Here is a 19,588-nt window from a genome sequence, read left to right as displayed (position 1 = left end):
GCCGCAGGTGCATCGGATGGACACTCCGTCCTAAATCGATTTAACATTATATGCTGCAGCGCGGCAAACTGGGGTAGGAGAAACGGTGAAAGCCGCTATGATCAGGCCAACCGAACGAGAGGCGATATGAAACCCGCCATGACGATCGAAGCCCCCGCTCTCGACCACCCCGATCCCAGGACGCTCGCCGAGGAAGTCCTGATGTCGCTCAAGTACCGGGTCGGCAAGGACACCACCGTCGCAACGCCCTATGACTGGCTGACCGCCTCGATCAAGGTGGTGCGCGACCGCGTCGTCGATCACTGGATCCAGGCGACCAAGGAAGCCTACGACCAGCAGGAAAAGCGCGTCTACTATCTCTCGCTCGAATTCCTGATCGGGCGCCTGATGCGCGACGCCTTCTCCAATCTCGGCCTGATGGAGAACATGCGCGAGGCGCTGGCATCGCTCGGCGTGGATCTCGACTTGATCGCCGGCCTTGAACCGGACGCAGCCCTCGGCAATGGCGGTCTCGGCCGGCTGGCCGCCTGCTTCATGGAAAGCATGGCCACGGTCGATATCCCCGCCCACGGCTACGGCATCCGCTACGCCAACGGCATGTTCCGGCAGGAGATTCATGACGGCTGGCAGGTCGAGTTGCCGGAAACCTGGCTCGACCATGGCAACCCATGGGAGTTCGAGCGGCGCGAACGTTCCTTCGAGGTCGGCTTCGGCGGTTCGGTGGAATCGATCACCTCAAAGGACGGCCGCCTGGAGCGCCATGTCTGGAGGCCCAACGAGCATGTGCTGGCGGTCGCTTATGACACGCCGGTCGCGGGCTGGCGCGCCAAGCGCGTCAACACGCTGCGGCTGTGGTCCGGCATGCCGATCGACCCGATTCTGCTCGACAAGTTCAATGCCGGCGACCACATCGGCGCGCTCGCCGAAAGCAACAAGGCCGACGCGCTGTCGCGCGTTCTCTATCCGGCCGACTCGCACATGGCCGGGCAGGAGCTCCGGCTGCGCCAGGAATATTTCTTCTCGACTGCTTCGCTGCAGGACATCGTCCAGCGCCACCTCAGCCAGTACGGCGACCTGAAGTCGCTGCCCGACAAGGCCGCGATCCACCTGAACGACACCCATCCGGCCGTCGCCGTGCCGGAGCTGATGCGGCTTCTGATGGACGTTCACGGCATGGATTTCGACCTTGCCTGGGACATCACCAAGCGTACCTTCGCCTACACCAACCACACGTTGCTGCCGGAGGCGTTGGAAAGCTGGCCGGTGCCGCTGTTCGAGCGTCTGTTGCCGCGCCACATGCAGATCGTCTACGCCATCAATGCCCAGGTTCTCCTGGAGGCGCGGGCCACCGGAAAGTTCTCGGGCGAGCAGATCGCCCGCATCTCGCTGATCCAGGAAAATGGCGACCGCCGCGTGCGCATGGGCAATCTCGCTTTCGTCGGCTCGCATTCGATCAACGGCGTCTCGGCGCTGCACACCGATCTGATGAAGGAGACGGTGTTTGCCGATCTCCACAAGCTCTATCCCGACCGCATCAACAACAAGACCAACGGCATCACGCCCAGGCGCTGGCTGATCCAGTGCAATCCGGGCCTGACCGCGCTTGCCCGCGAAGCGATCGGGAACCGCTTCATGGACGACATCGAAGCCATCAAGGACCTCGATCCTCTTGCCGGCGACTCCGCTTTCCGCGAGAAGTTTGCCGCCGTGAAGCGCCAGAACAAGGTGAGGCTTGCAAACCTAGTCGCCGACCGGCTCGGCATCAGGCTCGATCCTTCAGCGCTGTTCGACATCCAGGTCAAGCGCATCCACGAATACAAGCGCCAATTGCTCAACATTCTGGAGGCGATCGCGCTCTACGACCAGATCCGCTCGCATCCCGAGCGGGACTGGATGCCGCGGGTTAAATTCTTCGGCGGCAAGGCGGCGCCGAGCTACCACAACGCCAAGCTCATCATCAAACTGGCCAACGACGTCGCCCGGGTGATCAACGGCGATCCCTCGACGCGCGGCCTGCTCAAGGCTGTGTTTGTCCCGAACTACAATGTCAGCCTCGCCGAGGTGATGATGCCGGCGGCCGATCTTTCCGAGCAGATCTCGACCGCCGGCATGGAGGCTTCCGGCACCGGCAACATGAAGTTTGCCCTCAACGGCGCCTTGACCATCGGCACGCTCGACGGCGCCAATGTCGAGATCAAGGAGCGCGTCGGCGACGACAACATCTTCATCTTCGGCCTCACCACCGCCGAGGTCGCCGAACGCCGCGACAACGGCTACAATCCGCGCGGCGTGATCGCGTCCTCGCCGGAGTTGTCGCAGGCGGTGTCGGCGATCTCCTCCGGCGTCTTCTCGCCTGACGATCCCAACCGCTACCGCGACCTCATGAACGGCCTTTATCAGAGCGACTGGTTCATGGTGGCGGCCGATTTCGACTCCTACGCCGCCTGCCAGCGCGAGGTCGACGATGTCTGGCGCAACAGTCCCGACTGGTACGCGCGCGCCATCCGCAATGTCGCCCGCGTCGGCTGGTTCTCGTCCGATCGCACCATTCGCCAATACGCGAAAGAAATCTGGAACGTACCTGTCTGATGTGATTGCATGAGGCCGCCGACAACGTGGACGTGCATGTCGCCCAAAAGTGCCTAGCCGTTTGGGCCCAACATATGCACAAACCAGAATAGTTCCCAGGGAGGGATGCCGCCTGATGAGGAAGCCGCGCGCGACCGCTGCAACAAGCGGGCCGGACGGACTGGCGCCAGCCGGCGATGTCGCGGCCATTGTCGCCGGAACGCATGGCGATCCCTTTGCAATTCTGGGTGTGCACGCGGCCGGCAAGGGCTTTGTCGCCCGCTGCTTCGTACCCAATGCCGAATGCGTCACCGCCTATACGCTCACCGGCAAGGAAGCCGGGGAACTCGTGCGCAGCAACGATGCCGGCTTCTTCGAGGGCAAGCTTTCGATCCGCAAGCGTCAGCCGTTGCGCTATCACGCGAGGAATGCCGGCGGCGACTGGTGGCTGACCGACCCTTATTCCTTCGGCCCGGTGCTAGGCCCGATGGACGACTACTACATGGCGGAGGGCTCGCACCTGAGGCTCTTCGACAAGCTCGGCGCCCATATCATCGAGCATGAAAGCGCCACCGGCGTGCATTTCGCGGTATGGGCGCCCAACGCCCGGCGCGTCTCGGTGGTTGGCGCCTTCAACGACTGGGACGGCCGCCGGCACACCATGCGCGACCGCAAGGACACCGGCATCTGGGAGCTGTTCATTCCGGACCTCGGCGCCGGCCAGCCTTACAAGTTCGAGATCATCGGTCCCGACGGCGTGCGCCTGCCCCTCAAGGCCGATCCGTTCGCCTTCGAGTCCGAGCTGCGCCCGGCGACCGCTTCGGTGACGGCGCCGCCGATCGCGCATCAATGGGGCGACGAGGCCCATCGCAGCTTCTGGCAGAAGGCCGATCCGCGGCGCGAGGCGATCTCGATCTACGAGGTCCATGCCGGCTCGTGGCAGCGCCGCGATGACGGCACCTTCCTCACCTGGGACGAGCTCGCCGCGCAGCTGATCCCCTACGTGGTCGAAACCGGCTTCACCCATATCGAGTTCCTTCCGATCTCGGAGCACCCCTACGATCCGTCCTGGGGCTACCAGACGACCGGCCTTTATGCGCCGACCGCGCGCTTCGGCGATCCCGATGGCTTCGCCCGCTTCGTCGACGGTGCGCATCGTGCCGGCGTCGGCGTCATCCTCGACTGGGTGCCGGCGCATTTCCCCGTCGACGAGCATGGGCTGGTGAAGTTCGACGGCACCGCGCTCTACGAGCATGCCGACCCGCGCCAGGGTTTTCACCCCGACTGGAATACCGCCATCTACAATTTCGGCCGCCGCGAGGTGGTGTCGTTCCTCGTCAACAACGCGCTGTTCTGGGCCGAAAAATACCATGTCGACGGTTTGCGCGTCGACGCTGTCGCCTCGATGCTCTACCTCGATTATTCGCGCAGGTCAGGCGAGTGGATCCCCAACGAGAAAGGCGGGCGCGAGAATTTGCAGGCGGTCAGCTTCCTGCAGAAGATGAACAAGGAGCTTTACGGCCATCATCCCGGGGTGATGACGATCGCCGAAGAATCGACCTCATGGCCGAAGGTATCGCAGCCGGTGCATGAAGGCGGGCTCGGCTTCGGCTTCAAATGGAACATGGGCTTCATGCACGACACGCTGGAGTATTTCTCCAAGGAGCCGATCTACCGCAAGCACCATCACAACGACATCACCTTCGGCCTGGTCTACGCTTTTTCCGAGAATTTCGTGCTGCCGCTCTCTCATGACGAGGTCGTGCACGGCAAGGGCACGCTGCTCCACAAGATGGCAGGCGACGACTGGCAGAAATTCGCCACGCTGCGCGCTTACTACGCCTTCATGTGGGGTTATCCCGGCAAGAAGCTCCTGTTCATGGGCCAGGAATTCGCCCAGCGCCGCGAGTGGAGCGAGGAACGCGCGCTCGACTGGAATCTGCTGGAGCACGCCCCGCACCGCGGCGTCCGGCAGGCGGTGCGGGACTTGAACTACCTCTATCGTTCGCGCCCGGCGCTGCATGCGCGCGACTGCGAGCCGGAAGGCTTCTCCTGGCTGATCGTCGACGATCGCGACAATTCGGTCTTTGCCTGGCTGCGCAGCGCGCCGGACGGCAACCCGATAGCCGTCATTTCCAACTTCACGCCGGTGCCGCGCGAGAACTATCGCGTGCCGCTGCCGAAGGCGGGCGAGTGGCGCGAGATCATCAACACTGACGCCGCCGAGTATGGCGGCTCCGGCATGGGCAATGGCGGCATGATCGTGGCGAGCGGGGAAGGGGGCGGCACGTCGGCGACGATGCTCTTGCCGCCGCTGTCGACGATCATGCTGGAATTCGTCGCGGACGAAGCAAAGGTCCGGACAGCTTAGGAGGGAGGCAAACGATGGCAGAGATCAAGAGAACCCAGCCGCTGGCGCGCGATGCCATGGCCTATGTGCTGGCCGGCGGCCGCGGCAGCCGCCTCAAGGAGCTGACCGACCGGCGCGCCAAGCCCGCCGTCTATTTCGGCGGCAAGACGCGCATCATCGATTTTGCGCTGTCCAATGCGCTCAACTCCGGCATTCGCCGTCTCGGCGTCGCCACCCAATACAAGGCGCACTCGCTGATCCGCCACCTGCAGCGTGGCTGGAACTTCCTGCGCCCCGAACGAAACGAGAGCTTCGACATCCTGCCCGCCTCGCAGCGCGTCTCGGAAACGCAGTGGTACGAGGGCACGGCGGATGCGGTCTACCAGAACATCGATATCATCGAGGCCTATGGCCCCGAATACATGGTCATCTTAGCCGGCGACCACATCTACAAGATGGATTACGAGCTGATGCTGCGCCAGCACGTCGATGCCGGCGCCGATGTCACCGTCGGCTGCCTCGAAGTGCCGCGCATGGAGGCGACCGGCTTCGGCGTCATGCATGTCGACAAGAAGGACACCATCATCTCCTTCATCGAGAAACCCGCCGACCCGCCCGGCATACCGGACAAGCCGGACCATGCGCTGGCCTCGATGGGCATCTATGTCTTCAAGACCAAGTTCCTGATGGAGCAGTTGCGCCGCGACGCGGCCGAGCCAGGATCCAGCCGCGACTTCGGCAAGGACATCATCCCCTACATCGTCCAGCACGGTAAGGCGATCGCCCACCGCTTCGCCAAATCCTGCGTCCGCTCCTCGCACGAGTCGGAGCCTTACTGGCGCGACGTCGGGACGGTGGACGCCTATTGGGAAGCCAATATCGACCTGACCGATGTCACGCCCGAACTCGATCTCTACGACCGGGATTGGCCGATCTGGACCTATGCCGAATTGAAGCCGCCGGCCAAATTCGTGCATGACGAGGACGGCCGTCGCGGCGAGGCGATCTCCTCGCTGGTGTCCGGCGACTGCATCGTTTCCGGCGCATCGCTGCGCCGCAGCCTGATCTTCACCGGCGCGCGCATCAATTCCTATTCGAAGCTCGAGGAAGTGGTGATGCTGCCCGACGTTCAGGTTGGGCGCAACGCGCGCCTCAAGCGCGTCGTCATCGACCATGGCGTCCACATCCCGGAGGGGCTGGTGGTCGGCGAGGATGCGGCACTCGACGCCAAGCGCTTCCGCGTTTCGGAAAAGGGCATCTGCCTGATCACTCAGGATATGATCAACAAGCTGTCAACCTGATAGGGTTGATCGGCAAGTTGTCAGTCTGATCAACAAAGCTGTCACTTTAGCCGTGGATCTTAGGCGCATGCAGGTTCTGTCCGTCACGCCCGAAATCTTCCCGCTGATCAAGACCGGCGGGCTTGCCGACGTGACCGGTGCCCTGCCGATCGCGCTCGCCAGCAAGGGCGTGGCGATGCGCACGCTCATCCCCGGCTACCCGGTGGTGATGGACGCTTTCAAGAAAAAGAAGGCCGTCTATCAGTACCCGCTGCTGCAGGGCGGCAAGGCTTCGGTTCACGCCGTCAAGATCGGCGAGCTCGAGCTCTTCGTGCTCGACGCGCCGCATCTTTTCGACCGCCAGGGCGGGCCCTATGGTACCGCCTCCGGCTCCGACTGGCCCGACAACTGGCGGCGCTTCGCGGCGCTGAGCCAGGTCGGCGGCGACATCGCCGGCGGCGCGATCTCCGGCTACCAGCCAGACCTCGTGCATGCCCATGACTGGCAGTCGGCAATGACGCTCGCCTATATGCGCTACGGCAACGCGATCGGCGTGCCGTCGCTGATCACCGTGCACAACCTTGCTTTTCAGGGACAGTTCGGCTCCGGCATTTTCGGCGAGCTCGGCCTGCCGGGCGTGGCGATGCAGCTCGATGGCGTCGAATATTATGGCGGCGTCGGCTTCCTCAAGGCCGGCCTGCAGGCCGCCTGGGCGATCACCACGGTGAGCCCGACCTACGCGCAGGAAATCCGCTCGCCGGAATTCGGCATGGGCCTCGACGGCCTGATCAACATGCGCGCCGTCGACCTCTACGGCATCGTCAACGGCATCGATGTCGACATCTGGAACCCGGCGACCGACAAGCACCTGGTCGCCAACTATTCGGCCGAGACGCTGGAAGCGCGCGCCCTGAACCGCAAGGCCGTGGAGGACCGCTTCAGCCTCGAGCCTGACGACAGCCCGATCGTCTGCGTGGTCAGCCGTCTAACCTGGCAGAAGGGCATGGACATTTTGGCTGCCGTGGTCGACGGCGTCGTTCAGCGCGGAGCACGACTGGCGGTTCTGGGCTCGGGCGATGCCGGCCTCGAAGGCTCGCTGCTTGCCGGGGCCGCGCGGCATCGCGGCCGCGTCGGCGTCGTCATCGGCTATGATGAGGCGCTCTCCCACATCATGCAGGGCGGTTGCGACGCGATCGTCATCCCTTCACGCTTCGAGCCTTGCGGGCTGACCCAGCTCTATGGATTGCGCTATGGCTGCGTGCCGGTCGTCGCCCGCACCGGCGGCCTCGCCGACACCATCATCGACGCCAACGAGGCGGCGCTTTCGGCAGGCGTCGCCACCGGTTTCCAATTCGCGCCGAACAATGGCGGCGCCCTCCTGCACGCCATCCGCCGCCTGGTCGAAGCGCATGCCAGACCCGCCGCCTGGGCCTCGATCCAGCGCCAGGGCATGAAGGCCGACGTTTCCTGGGACAAGAGCGCCGAGAAATATGTCGAACTCTATCGCTTGCTGCTTTCAAAAAGGGCTGCCTGAGGCATGATCAAAACCGTCCCTACCAAACCCTATACCGACCAGAAGCCCGGCACCTCCGGCCTGCGCAAGAAGGTGCCCGTCTTCCAGCAGGAGCACTATGCCGAGAACTTCATCCAGTCGATCTTCGACGCGCTGGAAGGTTTTCAGGGCAAGACGCTGGTGATCGGCGGCGACGGCCGTTTCTACAACCGCGAGGTCATCCAGACGGCCATCGCCATGGCCGCTGCGAACGGCTTCGGCAAGGTGATGGTCGGGCAGGGCGGCATCCTGTCGACGCCGGCCGCGTCCAACATCATCCGCAAATACAAGACCTTTGGCGGCATCATCCTGTCGGCCAGCCACAATCCGGGTGGCCCGCACGAGGACTTCGGCATCAAATACAATGCCGGCAACGGCGGCCCTGCGCCGGAGAAGATCACCGACGCGATCTTCGAAAAGTCCAAGACGATCTCGAGCTTCAAGATCGCCGACATCGGCACCGTCGACATCGACACGATCGGCACCTTCCAAGCCGGCGGCATGACGGTCGAGGTGTTCGACCCGGTCAAGGACTATGCCGAGCTGATGGAGAGCCTGTTCGACTTCGACGCCATCCGCGCGAATTTCAAATATGGCTTCCGCATGCGCTTCGACGCCATGCACGCGGTGACCGGCCCCTATGCCAAGGAGATCCTCGAGCGTAGGCTCGGCGCCCCGGCCGGGACCTGCCGCAATTTCAAGCCGCTGCCCGATTTCGGCGGCCATCACCCCGATCCGAACCTGGTCCATGCCAAACATCTCTATGACGAGATGATGGGGCCGGACGCGCCGGATTTCGGCGCCGCTTCCGACGGTGACGGCGACCGCAACCTGATCATCGGCAAGGGCATCTTCGTAACGCCCTCGGATTCTCTGGCGATGCTGGCCGCCAATGCGCATCTGGCGCCCGGCTACAAGGAAGGCCTGAAGGGCATCGCCCGCTCGATGCCGACCAGCGGAGCGGCCGATCGCGTCGCCGAGAAGCTCGGCGTCGGCATCTACGAGACGCCGACCGGCTGGAAGTTTTTCGGCAATCTGCTCGACGCCGGCATGGCGACGATCTGCGGCGAGGAAAGCGCCGGCACCGGTTCCAACCATGTGCGCGAGAAGGACGGGCTGTGGGCCGTGCTTCTGTGGCTCAACATCCTCGCTGTGCGGGGCGAGAGCTGCAAGGACATCGTCACCAAGCACTGGGAAAGCTACGGCCGCAACTATTATTCGCGCCACGACTATGAGGAGGTCGAGACAGACCGCGCCAACGCACTGGTCGACGTATTGCGCGCCAAGCTCGGCTCGCTGCCCGGCACCAGCGTGCGCGGCATGAAGATCGCCAGCGCCGACGACTTCGCCTATCACGACCCGGTCGACGGCTCGGTGAGCAAAAACCAGGGCATCAGGATCCTGTTCGAGGGCGGCTCGCGCGTCGTGTTCCGGCTCTCCGGCACCGGCACTTCCGGCGCCACGCTGCGCGTCTATATCGAGCGTTACGAGCCCGACAAGGCGAGGCATGACCTCGACACGCAGGAAGCGCTCGCCGACCTCATCGCCGCCGCCGACGACATCGCCGGCATCAAGAGCCACACCGGTCGCAACAAGCCGAGCGTGATTACTTGAAAGTGGTGAGGATTTCCCCTTCTCCCCTTGTGGGAGAAGGTGGCCGAGCGAAGTTCAGACGGTTGAGGGGTGCTCCAGCTTGGCGCAAACCCGTGTCCAGAACATCGACGCCTCATTCCTTCCAACGCCCCTCATCCGTCTCGGCGCTGCGCGCCGATCCACCTTCTCCCACAAGGGGAGAAGGGGAGAGGCCCGCATGACCCTCGGCGCCAGCATCACTCCCGAAGGCATCCGCTTTGCCGTTTGCTCCTCATCGGCCAGACGTCTTTGGGTCTCGCTCTTCGACGACAGCGGCGCGCGCGAGATCGACCGGCTGGAACTCAACCCGGAAGGCGAGGGCGTGCATGCACTCCTTGTCCCCGGCCTTGGGAACGGCACGCGTTACGGTTTTCGCGCCGACGGCGACTATGCGCCGGAGCGCGGCCTCTGGTTCGATCCGAACAAGCTTCTCATCGATCCGTATGCCGTCGAGGTCGATCGTCCATACCAATATCACTGGAGGCTGGCCGCCAAACGCAATGAAGGCGCCGACACTGCGCCGCTCATGCCGAAGGCAATTGCTCATTCCCTGCCCAAACCGCAGCCGCCCCAGCCGCCGCTGTTCCGGCCCGGCGGCCTGATTTACGAACTCAACGTCCGCTCCTTCACCAGGCTGCATCCGGACGTCCCTGACGTGCAGCGCGGCACCATCGCGGCGCTTGCCCATCCGGCTGTCGTCGAGCATCTGAAGCGTCTCGGCGTTTCCGCCGTCGAGTTGATGCCGATCACGGCCTCGATCGACGAGCGCCATTTGCCGCCGCTGGGGCTGAACAATGCCTGGGGCTACAACCCCGTCACCTTCATGGCGCTCGATCCCCGCCTGGCACCGGGCGGCCTGAGCGAATTGCGCGATACCGTCGCGGCGCTGAGTGAAGCGGGTATCGGCACGATCCTCGACCTCGTCTTCAACCACACCGGCGAAAGCGACCGGCTCGGGCCGACACTGTCGCTGCGCGGCCTCGACGCCCGGACCTATTACCGGCACATGCCGGACGGCCGACTGGCCAATGACACCGGCACCGGCAACACCGTCGCCTGCGACCACCCGGTCGTGCAGAGGATGGTGCTCGACACGCTGCGCCATTTCGTCCGCCATGCCGGCGTCGACGGCTTCCGCTTCGATCTGGCGCCGGTGCTCGGCCGCGTTGACGGCACGTTCGATCCGGAGGCGCCGCTTCTCGAAGCCATCGCCGGCGACCCCGTGCTCGCCGACCGCGTGCTGATCGCCGAGCCATGGGATATTGGCGCGACCGGCTACCAGCTCGGCAATTTCCGGCCGCCATACCTTGAATGGAACGACCGCTATCGCGATGACGTCCGGCGTTTTTGGCGCGGCGACACGGGCGCGATCGGCGCTTTAGCCACGCGGCTTGCCGGCTCCTCCGATGTCTTCGGCAGGGCGGGCCAGCCGGTGAGCCGCAGCGTCAATTTCATCGCCGCGCATGACGGCATGACGCTGGCCGACATCGTTGCCTATGAGAAGAAGCACAATGCGGCCAATGGCGAGCACAATCGCGACGGCCACAATGACAATCTGTCGTGGAACAACGGTGTCGAGGGCGAGACCGATGACGCCGAAATCGCCAAGGCCCGCTTCGGTGACCAGCGCGCGCTGCTTGCGACGCTCTTTGCCTCGCGCGGCACCATCATGCTGACCGCCGGCGACGAGTTCGGCCGCACACAGAAGGGCAACAACAACGCCTATGCGCAGGACAACGCCATCACCTGGCTCGACTGGGCCGGCCGCGACCGGGCGCTGGAGCGGTACACAGCAGCGCTTGCGCAACTGCGCCGTGCCTTTCCGCCGTTATCCGACACGAATTTCCTGACCGGCAAAGCTGCAGACGGAATGGAAATCCCGGACGTCGAGTGGTTGACCGAAACCGGCGCACCGCTCGGCGAGGCCGACTGGAACGATCCCGGCCGTCACCGCCTCGTCATGATCCTCGGCGATAGCCAGCGCGGTCGCCTTGCCGTCATGGTCAATGGCGACCGCCGCCAATGCGTCTTCACCTTGCCGCCGCGAGATGGCTACGAGTGGCGTTCGGCGATCGAGACGCAGGCGATCGACCTTGCGCAGCCGCTGCCCGGCCGCACCATCAATTTTATGATCGAGCGCAGGGCGGCCGGAAACGCCCACGCCGGGAAGGGTTCGTAATGGCTGGTGGGAATGCCGAATGGTGGCGCGGCTGCGTGGTCTACCAGATCTATCCGCGCTCCTTCCAGGATACGAACGGCGACGGCAGCGGCGATCTCAAGGGGGTAACGTCGCGTCTTGCCCATGTCGCTTCGCTCGGCGTCGACGCCGTCTGGCTCTCGCCCTTCTTCAAGTCGCCGATGGCCGACATGGGCTATGACGTGTCGGACTATCGCGATGTCGATCCGATGTTCGGCACACTGGAGGATTTCGACGCGCTGGTCGCCGAGGCGCACCGGCTCGGCCTCAAGCTCATCATCGACCAGGTGATCTCGCATTCGTCCGACAAGCACGAATGGTTTGTCGAGAGCCGCGCCAGCCGTGACAACGCCAAGGCGGACTGGTATGTCTGGGCCGACGCCAAGCCGGATGGCAGTGCGCCCAACAACTGGCAGTCGCTGTTCGGCGGGCCGGCCTGGGAGTGGGACGCCACCCGCCGGCAATACTACATGCACAATTTTCTGGCCGCGCAGCCGGATCTGAATTTCCACAATCCGGAGGTGCAGGATGCGGTGCTTGACACCCTGCGCTTCTGGCTGGAGCGCGGCGTTGACGGGTTCCGGCTGGATACCGTGAACTACTATGTCCACGACCGCTGGCTGCGCGACAACCCGCCGCTGGCTTCAAGCGTCGCCGGCACCAACGTCGCCACCACCACCTACGCCTTCCAGGAGCATCTCTTCGACAAGACGCGCCCCGAGAATCTCGATTTCCTGAAGCGCTTCCGCGCGTTGCTCGACGAATATCCGGACCGTGCCGCCGTCGGCGAAGTGGGCGATGAGGAGCGCTCGCTGCAGACGCTCGCCGCCTACACCTCCGGCGGCGACAAATTGCAGATGTGCTACACCTTCGACCTGCTCGGCCCGCAATTCTCGGCCGCCCATGTGCGCGGCTGCGTCGAGGCGTTCGAGAACGCGGTTGCCGACGGCTGGGTCTGCTGGGCCTTCTCCAACCACGACGTCATGCGCCATGTCAGCCGCTGGACGCAGCCGGGCGAAAATCCTGATGCGGTAGCGAAATTCGCGATCGCGCTGCTGTCCTGCCTGCGCGGCTCGATCTGCCTCTACCAGGGCGAGGAGCTTGGGCTGGAGGAAGCCGAGCTTGCCTATGAGGACCTGCGCGATCCGCTGGGCGTCCGTTTTTGGCCGGGCGTGAAGGGCAGGGACGGCTGCCGCACTCCGATGGTTTGGGAGGCCGGGGCCGAAAATGGTGGCTTCTCCGCGGCCAAGCCCTGGCTGCCGGTACCGCCGTCGCATCGCGCCCGCGCGGTCGATGTGCAGGAGGGCGAGGACGGTTCTGTCCTTGCCGCCTATCGCTCGATGCTGGCCTTGCGCAAGCGCCATCCGGCGCTGATCGCCGGCTCGATCCGGTTCCTAGAGGCTGAGGGCGATGTGCTTGCTTTCATCCGTCAGCACGAAAACGAGAACTTGCTATGCGTCTTCAACTTCGCTGGTGAGCCGGCGAACTGGACGCTGCCGGCCGAGATCAGCGATGTCGAGATAACGGTTCTTGCCGTAGACGTCGCCGGCGTGCTTGGCGGTGCTCTCGGAGAAATTGCGCTGGCGCTGCCGCCTGTAGGGTGCTTCGTCGGGAGAATTGGCTGACGGTCGCTACTGCACCAGCACCGAGCGTCCGCAAGTCGCGCCGGTGACCCGCACATCGGCCTCGCCGACATGCACGCCAAGCACCGCAAGCACATTGTAGACGAGGTTGTCGACCGGCGCGGTGACGCCGTTGAGCAGCGTCGTCACTGCCAGCTTCACCGTGCCGAGCAGGGTGGTCGCGTCGAGACCGAGGCCGAGCGCGTTGACCGTCAGCGACAGGTTGTTCACCAGCGAGGTGGTGAGCGACTGCGTCAGGTTCTTGGTCGACACTGTCTTGATCGCCTTGTTGGCGATCTCGGTGGCGCTGAAGGTCAGGTTCGTCGGCGCCATGCTGGTGACCGAGAAGCCCGACGATCCCTTGATCTGCAGCAGATTGACGTTGACCAGCAGCATCTTGAGGCTGACGTCGGCGATGTCGGCGTCGCTGAAGGATTGCGGCTTGCCGAAATCCGCGAAGCCGCTGGCGTTGCTGTCGGCGAGATGGGCCGCGACGACGCCCGGCTGCGCGGCGATGGAGACCTTGATGCTGGAGGGCCCTGTCGGGCAGCTGATGTCGGTCAGCTTGGCTTCGGCATAGGCGACCTCGATATTGAGCGGCAGGTTGACGGCAAGCAGCTTGACGCCGCCCCCCAAATTCATTCCGGCTGTGCCATTTCCGGTGCCGTTGCCAAAGCCATTGCCGTTGTTCCCGTTCCCAATCCCGACGCTGGCATTGAGCTTGATGCGCGTCTGCGCCGTGCGCACCACCGTGCCCAATTCTCCCACCGCCAGCCATGGCGACGATTGCATGGGTTCGCCGACGGCGACCTGGAGCGTCGTCGATGTCAGTCCCGGTATCGTCGCCCCGAGGTCGACCGTAACCTTGTTCGTGCCGTTGGCGAGCCCCGCGGCTGCGCTCAGCATGCTCATGGCGCTGGCGCTGACCGAAAGCCCGGCGGGCTTCTGTCCGAGCGCCAGACTGCCTACCGAGCCGAGGTCGACGAGATGGCCAAGCGGGACCTTGACCGAGTTGGTGGCGCTCGAGGCCATAGTCTGCAGCGCGAGCTTGGCGGTGCGGTCGAGCCCGGGCACGTTGGCCATCGCGGTGGCGATCTGGCCGACCGTTGCCTTCGAGCCGAGCACGTCCGAATAGGTAACACCGGTCAGACGCAGCTGCGTCGCCAGCGCATCGGTGAAGGAGAGCACGTCGACATCGGCCGAGATCAGCGAATTGTAGTCCATCACGCTGAGCGAGAGGTTGCCGCCCAGAAGCGCGCCGAGCAGCGCGTTGAGGACGCCGCCATTGACGCTGGCGAGGCGCGATCCGACCGAGAATGCTGCTGCGGGCTGGGCGCTTGCGGTGGCTGTCGTGCCGATCACCGGCGGAGCCATCACCGAAGCGGCGAAATAGAGCGTGCCGAGCTTCTTCATCGACACCTGGACGGCATTGTAGGGCAGCTTGCCCGCTTCGAAGCGGCTGCCGGCCGCGATGGAACTGACCCCCGAATAGCGTCCGGGCACGACCTCGACGACCGCCTTGCTGCCGGTCGGCTCGATTTTGGTGCCCTGCTGCTGCACGGCGACGGACGTGATTCCGTTGTCCCTCAGCGTCGTCAGCACGGCTTGCTGGGCTTTGTTGATGTTGGCGGCGGCGGTGATCGCGGCGAGGTCGACGATCGACTGCGCGGCGCGGCGTTCGTTATAGAGCGAGCCCTCATCGATCGCGAACGCGGTCAGCGTCAGCGCCACTGGCGTGCAGAGCGCGGTCATAACCGCGAAATTGGCGCGCCGGTCGGCGATCAGCCGTCGCGCAGCGTCCATCACTCTCCCCGCGGAGTAGCGCATCATATGCCTCCGACCCGGATCGTCGACTGGCGCTGGATCGTGGTGCCCGGCAACGGCAGCGTCCGGAACAGGCTCCAGATCGGCAGGTCGCGCGCGTCATAGCTGACTGAGACGATGAACTGGCTGCCGTCGACGGTACTGTCCTTGGCGTCGACCGTCAGCTTTTTCGGGTCGACAAAAGCATAGCCCGCGACGTCATGGCTGATGAAATCGGTGACCAGCGCCTGGCGCTCCGTCTGGTTGAGGCCGGCGATCGCCGTTCGCGCCGCGTCCGCGGCGATCTGCTGGACCGAATGGCTGGCGCCGAAATAGATTCCGTATGCAACCATTCCTAGCAACAACAGGATGAAGATCGGCGCCAGCATGGCGAACTCGACCGCCGACGTGCCCGCGGCGTCAGCCCGGAAACGGAACCAAGGAGCAAGGAAATTTCGGTTCTTCAGCATGGGCCGGAGAATGCCAAAACCTGCTTGCAAAAACAGAAAACGGCTGGAACAACCGAAAGGTGCACACAGTTGAACGGGGACGCCTAAGCTTTAGAGTTCGCTGTTTTAGCGAAACGCTGCTCACTCAACGTCAAGCAGCGGGCAGTTGAAATAAGATATTCCTCTGTCTAGTCTCCCGCCACCAGCCGCCGGAAGGGAACCGGCGGCGCGCTCAAAAGGGACCCGTTGACGGTTCCGGGGCGTCAACACTCAAGGCGTGGTTGAGGGGCCGCGCCAACAAGGGAGAGACTTCATGCTCAAAAACCTGCTGAAGGCGACCGTGTTCGCCACCACGATGGTTTTGGCGACCGGTGCTTTCTACACGCCCGCCTTTGCCGAGACCGTCTACAATCGCGGATCCGCTGCCGAGGCGGAGACGGTCGATCCGCACAAGACGTCGACGGTCTACGAGGCCGATATTATACGCGACCTGTTCCAGGGCCTCGTCATGCATGACCCGAAGACGAACCTCATTCCGGGCGCCGCCGAAAGCTGGACGGTGTCCGACGACGGCACTGTCTACACCTTCAAGCTGCGCAAGGACGGCCTCTGGTCGGATGGCAGCCCGGTGACGGCGGACGACTTCGTCTATTCGTTCCATCGGCTGGAAGACCCGGCCACCGCTGCAGAATACGCCTCAATGCTGTATCCGGTGAAAGGCGCCGAGGACTTCAATACCAAGAAAGGCAAGGCCGAGGATATGGGCGTGAAGGCGATCGACGCCAACACCCTGCAAGTCACACTGAAGGCTCCGACGCCCTACTTCCTGGAGATGCTGACCCACCAGGCGACCTATCCGGTCAACAAGGCTTCGATCGACAAGCTCGGCGCGGACTGGATCAAACCGGGCAAGCTGGTCTCCAACGGCGCCTATACGCTGGCGGAGTGGGTTCCCAACGACCACATGAAACTGGTCAAGAACCCGAAGTTCTGGGACGCCGCGAGCGTCAAGCTCGACGTGGTCAACTACATCCCGACCGAGGATCGCTCGTCCGCGATGAAGCGCTTCGAGGCCGGCGAACTCGATAGCTATGGCGACCTGCCGACCGAACAGCTCGCCGATCTCAAAACCAAATTCGGTGACCAGATCCGTGTGGGGCCATATCTCGGCACCTATTATTATGCGGTCAAGACCGACAAGGCGCCTTGGGACAACGTCGAGCTGCGCAACGCCATCTCGATGGCGATCGATCGCGACTTCCTCGCCGAGAAGGTCTGGCAGAACTCTATGCTGCCCGGCTATTCGATGGTGCCTCCGGGCATCGACGGCTACACGCCGGCACTGGCCAAATACGCCGACATGTCTCAGATCGACCGCGAGGATGCGGCCAAGAAAGTGCTGGAAAAGCTTGGCTATACACCCGAGCATCCGTTGAAGATGGAGATCCGCTACAACACCTCGGAGAACCACAAGAACACGGCGGTCGCCATCCAGGAACAGCTGAAGCCGCTCGGCATCGAGGTGACGCTGCTCAACACCGACACCAAGACCCACTATGGCTTCCTCGAGCAGAAGGGCAACTACGACGTCGCCCGCGCCGCCTGGATCGCCGACTACAAGGATCCGGAGACCTTCCTCGGCATCTCGCGCAAGGCGAGCGGCAACAACTACTCGAACTACAACAGCCCTGCCTATGAAGCCGCCATGGACAAGGCAGCCGCCGCCGGCGGCAAGCCTGAGGAGCGCATGAAGGACCTCGCCGCAGCCGAGCGCATCCTCGTCGACGATGTCGGCCAGATCCCGCTGCTCTACTACAGCTACCACGATATCGTTTCCTCCAAGCTGCATGGCTTCGAGGACAATGTCATGGACATTCATCCGTCTCGCTTCATCTCCAAGGACTGACAAGGAACCTTGGCCGTGCCGCCGCTCTCTTTCAGGGAGTGGCGGCCGCGGTCTGTCGTCGTGCCGGGCCGAAAGTCGGATTGGATTTTCGGCGACGCCGGTGCGAAGATCAGAGATGCCAGCGCGCCACGATCTCGTCTGGAGAGCCGTCGCCCTGGCTGAAGCGGGGCGCCGATGCTGCGTTATGTCTTCCGGCGGCTATTGACCGCCATCCCGACGCTGTTCGTCATCGTGACGGTGGCGTTCTTCCTGATCCGCGTCGCGCCAGGCGGCCCGTTCAATCAGGAGCGGGGCTTGAGCCCCGAGATCAGGGCCAATCTCGAAGCCCAGTTCGGCCTCGACGATCCGCTCTGGCTGCAATATCTCCACTATCTCGGCAATCTTTTGCGCGGCAGTTTCGGACCGAGCTACAACCTGCCGGATTTCACCGTCACCGAACTCTTCGCCAAAGGCCTGCCGATCTCGGTGCAGATCGGTACCTCGGCGCTGGTGCTGGCGCTGCTGCTGGGCTCGATCCTCGGCACGATCGCGGCGCTCAACCAGAATAAAATAGCCGACTATTCGGTGATCGCTCTAGCCACCGCCGGCAGCACCATCCCCACCTTCGTCACCGCGCCGGTGATCCAGCTCGTCTTCGGCCTTTCCTGGAAGCTGTTGCCGATCGGCGGCTGGGGCGACGGCGCCTTAATCAACAAGGTCGGGCCGGTGCTGACGCTCGCCCTGCCGCAGATCGCCATCGTCGCCCGCCTGATGCGCGGCTCGATGATCGAGAGCCTGCGCTCGCACCACATCCGCACCGCCCGCGCGCTCGGCCTCTCCGACTGGTCGGTGGTGGTCAAGCACGCGCTGCGCGGCGCCGTGCTGCCGATCGTCTCCTTCACCGGTCCGGCGGCGGCGGCGCTGCTCACCGGCTCGATCATCGTCGAGACCATCTTCTCCATTCCAGGCGTCGGCCGCTACTTCGTCGACGCCGCGCTCAACCGCGACTACACGCTGGTCATGGGAACCGTGGTGGTGATCGCGCTCTTCACCATCGTTTTCAACCTGATCGTCGATCTTCTCTATGCGGTCGTCGATCCGAGGGTGCGCTATGACTGAGCTTGCCGTAGCCGCTCCGGAGCCGATCGTCGGCCGCTCGCTCTGGGGCAATGCCTGGGCGCGGCTGAAGCGCAACCGCGCCGCCATGTTCAGCCTCTACTATCTGGCATTCATTGCCGTCATCAGCGTATTCGGCCCTATGGTCGTGCCGCATGAATACACGACCATCTACGGCGACTATGTGCGCACGCCGCCGAGCCTGTCGGCCTATCCGAAGCCCGACATGATCCAGGGTGCGCTGAGCGACGCGATCAAACGCATGCGCGTCGACATCAAGGAGTGGCACCAGGACGGCAGCCGCGTCGTCGTCACCGTCACCTCCAAGAAGCCGATCGACGACCGCAATATCCGCTATCTCGACCGCTCCGACGCCTTCGACGACACGAAGATCGAGAGCAAGTCGCCCGATGGGCTCGAAATGACCATGAGCTCGGCCGTCAAGCAGCAGTATTTCTTCTTCGGCACCGACAACACCGGGCGCGATCTCTTGTCTCGCACGCTGATGGCCGGGCGCATTTCGCTCGCGATCGGCCTGCTTGCCGGTGTCGTCGCCGGCGTCATCGGCGTGATCTACGGCGCGACGGCCGGCTTTGCCGGCGGCAGGGTCGACGAGGTGATGATGCGCATCGTCGACGTGCTTTACTCGCTGCCCTTCATCTTCTTCGTCATCATGCTGGTGGTGTTCTTCGGCCGCAACTTCGTGCTGATGTTCCTGGCGGTGGGGGCGGTGCTGTGGCTCGACATGGCGCGCATCGTGCGCGGCCAGGCGCTGTCGATCCGCAGGCAAGAATACGTTCAGGCGGCGGAAGCGATGGGCGTCGGCCAGCGCGGCATCCTCGTGCGCCACGTCATCCCCAACCTGCTCGGGCCGGTGGTGATCTACATGACGCTGCTGGTGCCGCAGGTCATCATCCTGGAAAGCTTCCTGTCCTTCCTCGGGCTTGGCGTGCAGGAGCCGATGACCAGTTGGGGCGTGCTGATTTCGGTCGGTGCCAAGAACATCGGCTATGCCAACTGGCTGCTGTTGTTCCCGGCCTTCTTCCTCGTTTCGACGCTGTTCGCGCTGAACTTTGTCGGCGACGGCCTGCGCGACGCGCTCGACCCCAAAGATCGATAAGGATGGGGATCGCT

General features: G+C 63.9%; 12 protein-coding genes. 10 read left to right on the top strand and 2 right to left on the bottom strand.

Going from position 1 to position 19,588, the window contains the following annotated elements; all coding sequences use genetic code 11:
- Nucleotides 1-126 precede the first annotated feature (126 nt).
- The 7 genes from P9217_RS04610 to P9217_RS04580 all read left to right on the top strand — a co-directional run bounded on the left by P9217_RS04610 (nucleotide 127) and on the right by P9217_RS04580 (nucleotide 13,204).
- Complete coding sequence (locus P9217_RS04610; RefSeq protein ID WP_278086531.1) at nucleotides 127-2,589, top strand: glycogen/starch/alpha-glucan phosphorylase; 2,463 nt, start codon at nucleotides 127-129, stop codon at nucleotides 2,587-2,589.
- 115 nt (nucleotides 2,590-2,704) lie between these two features.
- A complete protein-coding gene (gene glgB / locus P9217_RS04605) occupies nucleotides 2,705-4,939 on the top strand; it encodes a 1,4-alpha-glucan branching protein GlgB (protein ID WP_278086532.1) in 2,235 nt (744 codons plus the stop codon).
- Nucleotides 4,940-4,953: 14 nt separating this feature from the next.
- Nucleotides 4,954-6,219 carry a glucose-1-phosphate adenylyltransferase gene (glgC, locus tag P9217_RS04600; RefSeq protein WP_066997781.1) on the top strand — a complete coding sequence of 422 codons (1,266 nt, stop codon included), beginning with the start codon at nucleotides 4,954-4,956 and terminating at the stop codon, nucleotides 6,217-6,219.
- A gap of 67 nt (nucleotides 6,220-6,286) precedes the next feature.
- Complete coding sequence (gene glgA / locus P9217_RS04595) at nucleotides 6,287-7,732, top strand: glycogen synthase GlgA (RefSeq protein WP_127241980.1); 1,446 nt, start codon at nucleotides 6,287-6,289, stop codon at nucleotides 7,730-7,732.
- 3 nt (nucleotides 7,733-7,735) lie between these two features.
- Nucleotides 7,736-9,364 (top strand): alpha-D-glucose phosphate-specific phosphoglucomutase, encoded by a 1,629-nt coding sequence (locus tag P9217_RS04590; protein WP_278086533.1) that lies wholly within the window; start codon nucleotides 7,736-7,738, stop codon nucleotides 9,362-9,364.
- Nucleotides 9,365-9,560: 196 nt separating this feature from the next.
- The gene (gene glgX / locus P9217_RS04585) at nucleotides 9,561-11,561 is read left to right on the top strand and encodes a glycogen debranching protein GlgX (RefSeq protein WP_278086534.1); all 2,001 of its coding nucleotides are present in this window, start codon (nucleotides 9,561-9,563) and stop codon (nucleotides 11,559-11,561) included.
- On the top strand, nucleotides 11,561-13,204 hold the full coding sequence (locus tag P9217_RS04580) for an alpha-glucosidase family protein (RefSeq protein ID WP_278086535.1): 1,644 nt from the start codon (nucleotides 11,561-11,563) through the stop codon (nucleotides 13,202-13,204). The genes glgX and P9217_RS04580 overlap by 1 nt, the downstream gene beginning before the upstream one ends.
- Nucleotides 13,205-13,210: 6 nt before the next feature.
- Here the strand turns inward: P9217_RS04580 and P9217_RS04575 are convergent, their stop codons facing one another.
- Both P9217_RS04575 and P9217_RS04570 read right to left on the bottom strand, forming a co-directional pair.
- Nucleotides 13,211-15,004, bottom strand: a complete 1,794-nt coding sequence (locus P9217_RS04575; protein ID WP_278086536.1) for a pilus assembly protein TadG-related protein — start codon at nucleotides 15,002-15,004, stop codon at nucleotides 13,211-13,213.
- A gap of 23 nt (nucleotides 15,005-15,027) precedes the next feature.
- On the bottom strand, nucleotides 15,028-15,474 hold the full coding sequence (locus tag P9217_RS04570; RefSeq protein WP_082980554.1) for a TadE/TadG family type IV pilus assembly protein: 447 nt from the start codon (nucleotides 15,472-15,474) through the stop codon (nucleotides 15,028-15,030).
- A gap of 292 nt (nucleotides 15,475-15,766) precedes the next feature.
- Here P9217_RS04570 and P9217_RS04565 point away from each other — a divergent pair, with 292 nt between their 5' ends.
- The 3 genes from P9217_RS04565 to P9217_RS04555 all read left to right on the top strand — a co-directional run bounded on the left by P9217_RS04565 (nucleotide 15,767) and on the right by P9217_RS04555 (nucleotide 19,574).
- A complete protein-coding gene (locus tag P9217_RS04565; RefSeq protein ID WP_278056167.1) occupies nucleotides 15,767-17,359 on the top strand; it encodes a peptide ABC transporter substrate-binding protein in 1,593 nt (530 codons plus the stop codon).
- 174 nt (nucleotides 17,360-17,533) lie between these two features.
- Nucleotides 17,534-18,457, top strand: a complete 924-nt coding sequence (locus P9217_RS04560; protein WP_066997760.1) for an ABC transporter permease subunit — start codon at nucleotides 17,534-17,536, stop codon at nucleotides 18,455-18,457.
- The gene (locus P9217_RS04555) at nucleotides 18,450-19,574 is read left to right on the top strand and encodes an ABC transporter permease subunit (RefSeq protein WP_067327929.1); all 1,125 of its coding nucleotides are present in this window, start codon (nucleotides 18,450-18,452) and stop codon (nucleotides 19,572-19,574) included. The genes P9217_RS04560 and P9217_RS04555 overlap by 8 nt, the downstream gene beginning before the upstream one ends.
- The last annotated feature ends 14 nt before the right edge of the window (nucleotides 19,575-19,588 follow it).

Source organism: Mesorhizobium sp. WSM4989 (genome assembly GCF_029625795.1).
Taxonomy (GTDB): Bacteria; Pseudomonadota; Alphaproteobacteria; order Rhizobiales; family Rhizobiaceae; genus Mesorhizobium.
This window is presented reverse-complemented; position numbering and strand designations above follow the sequence as displayed.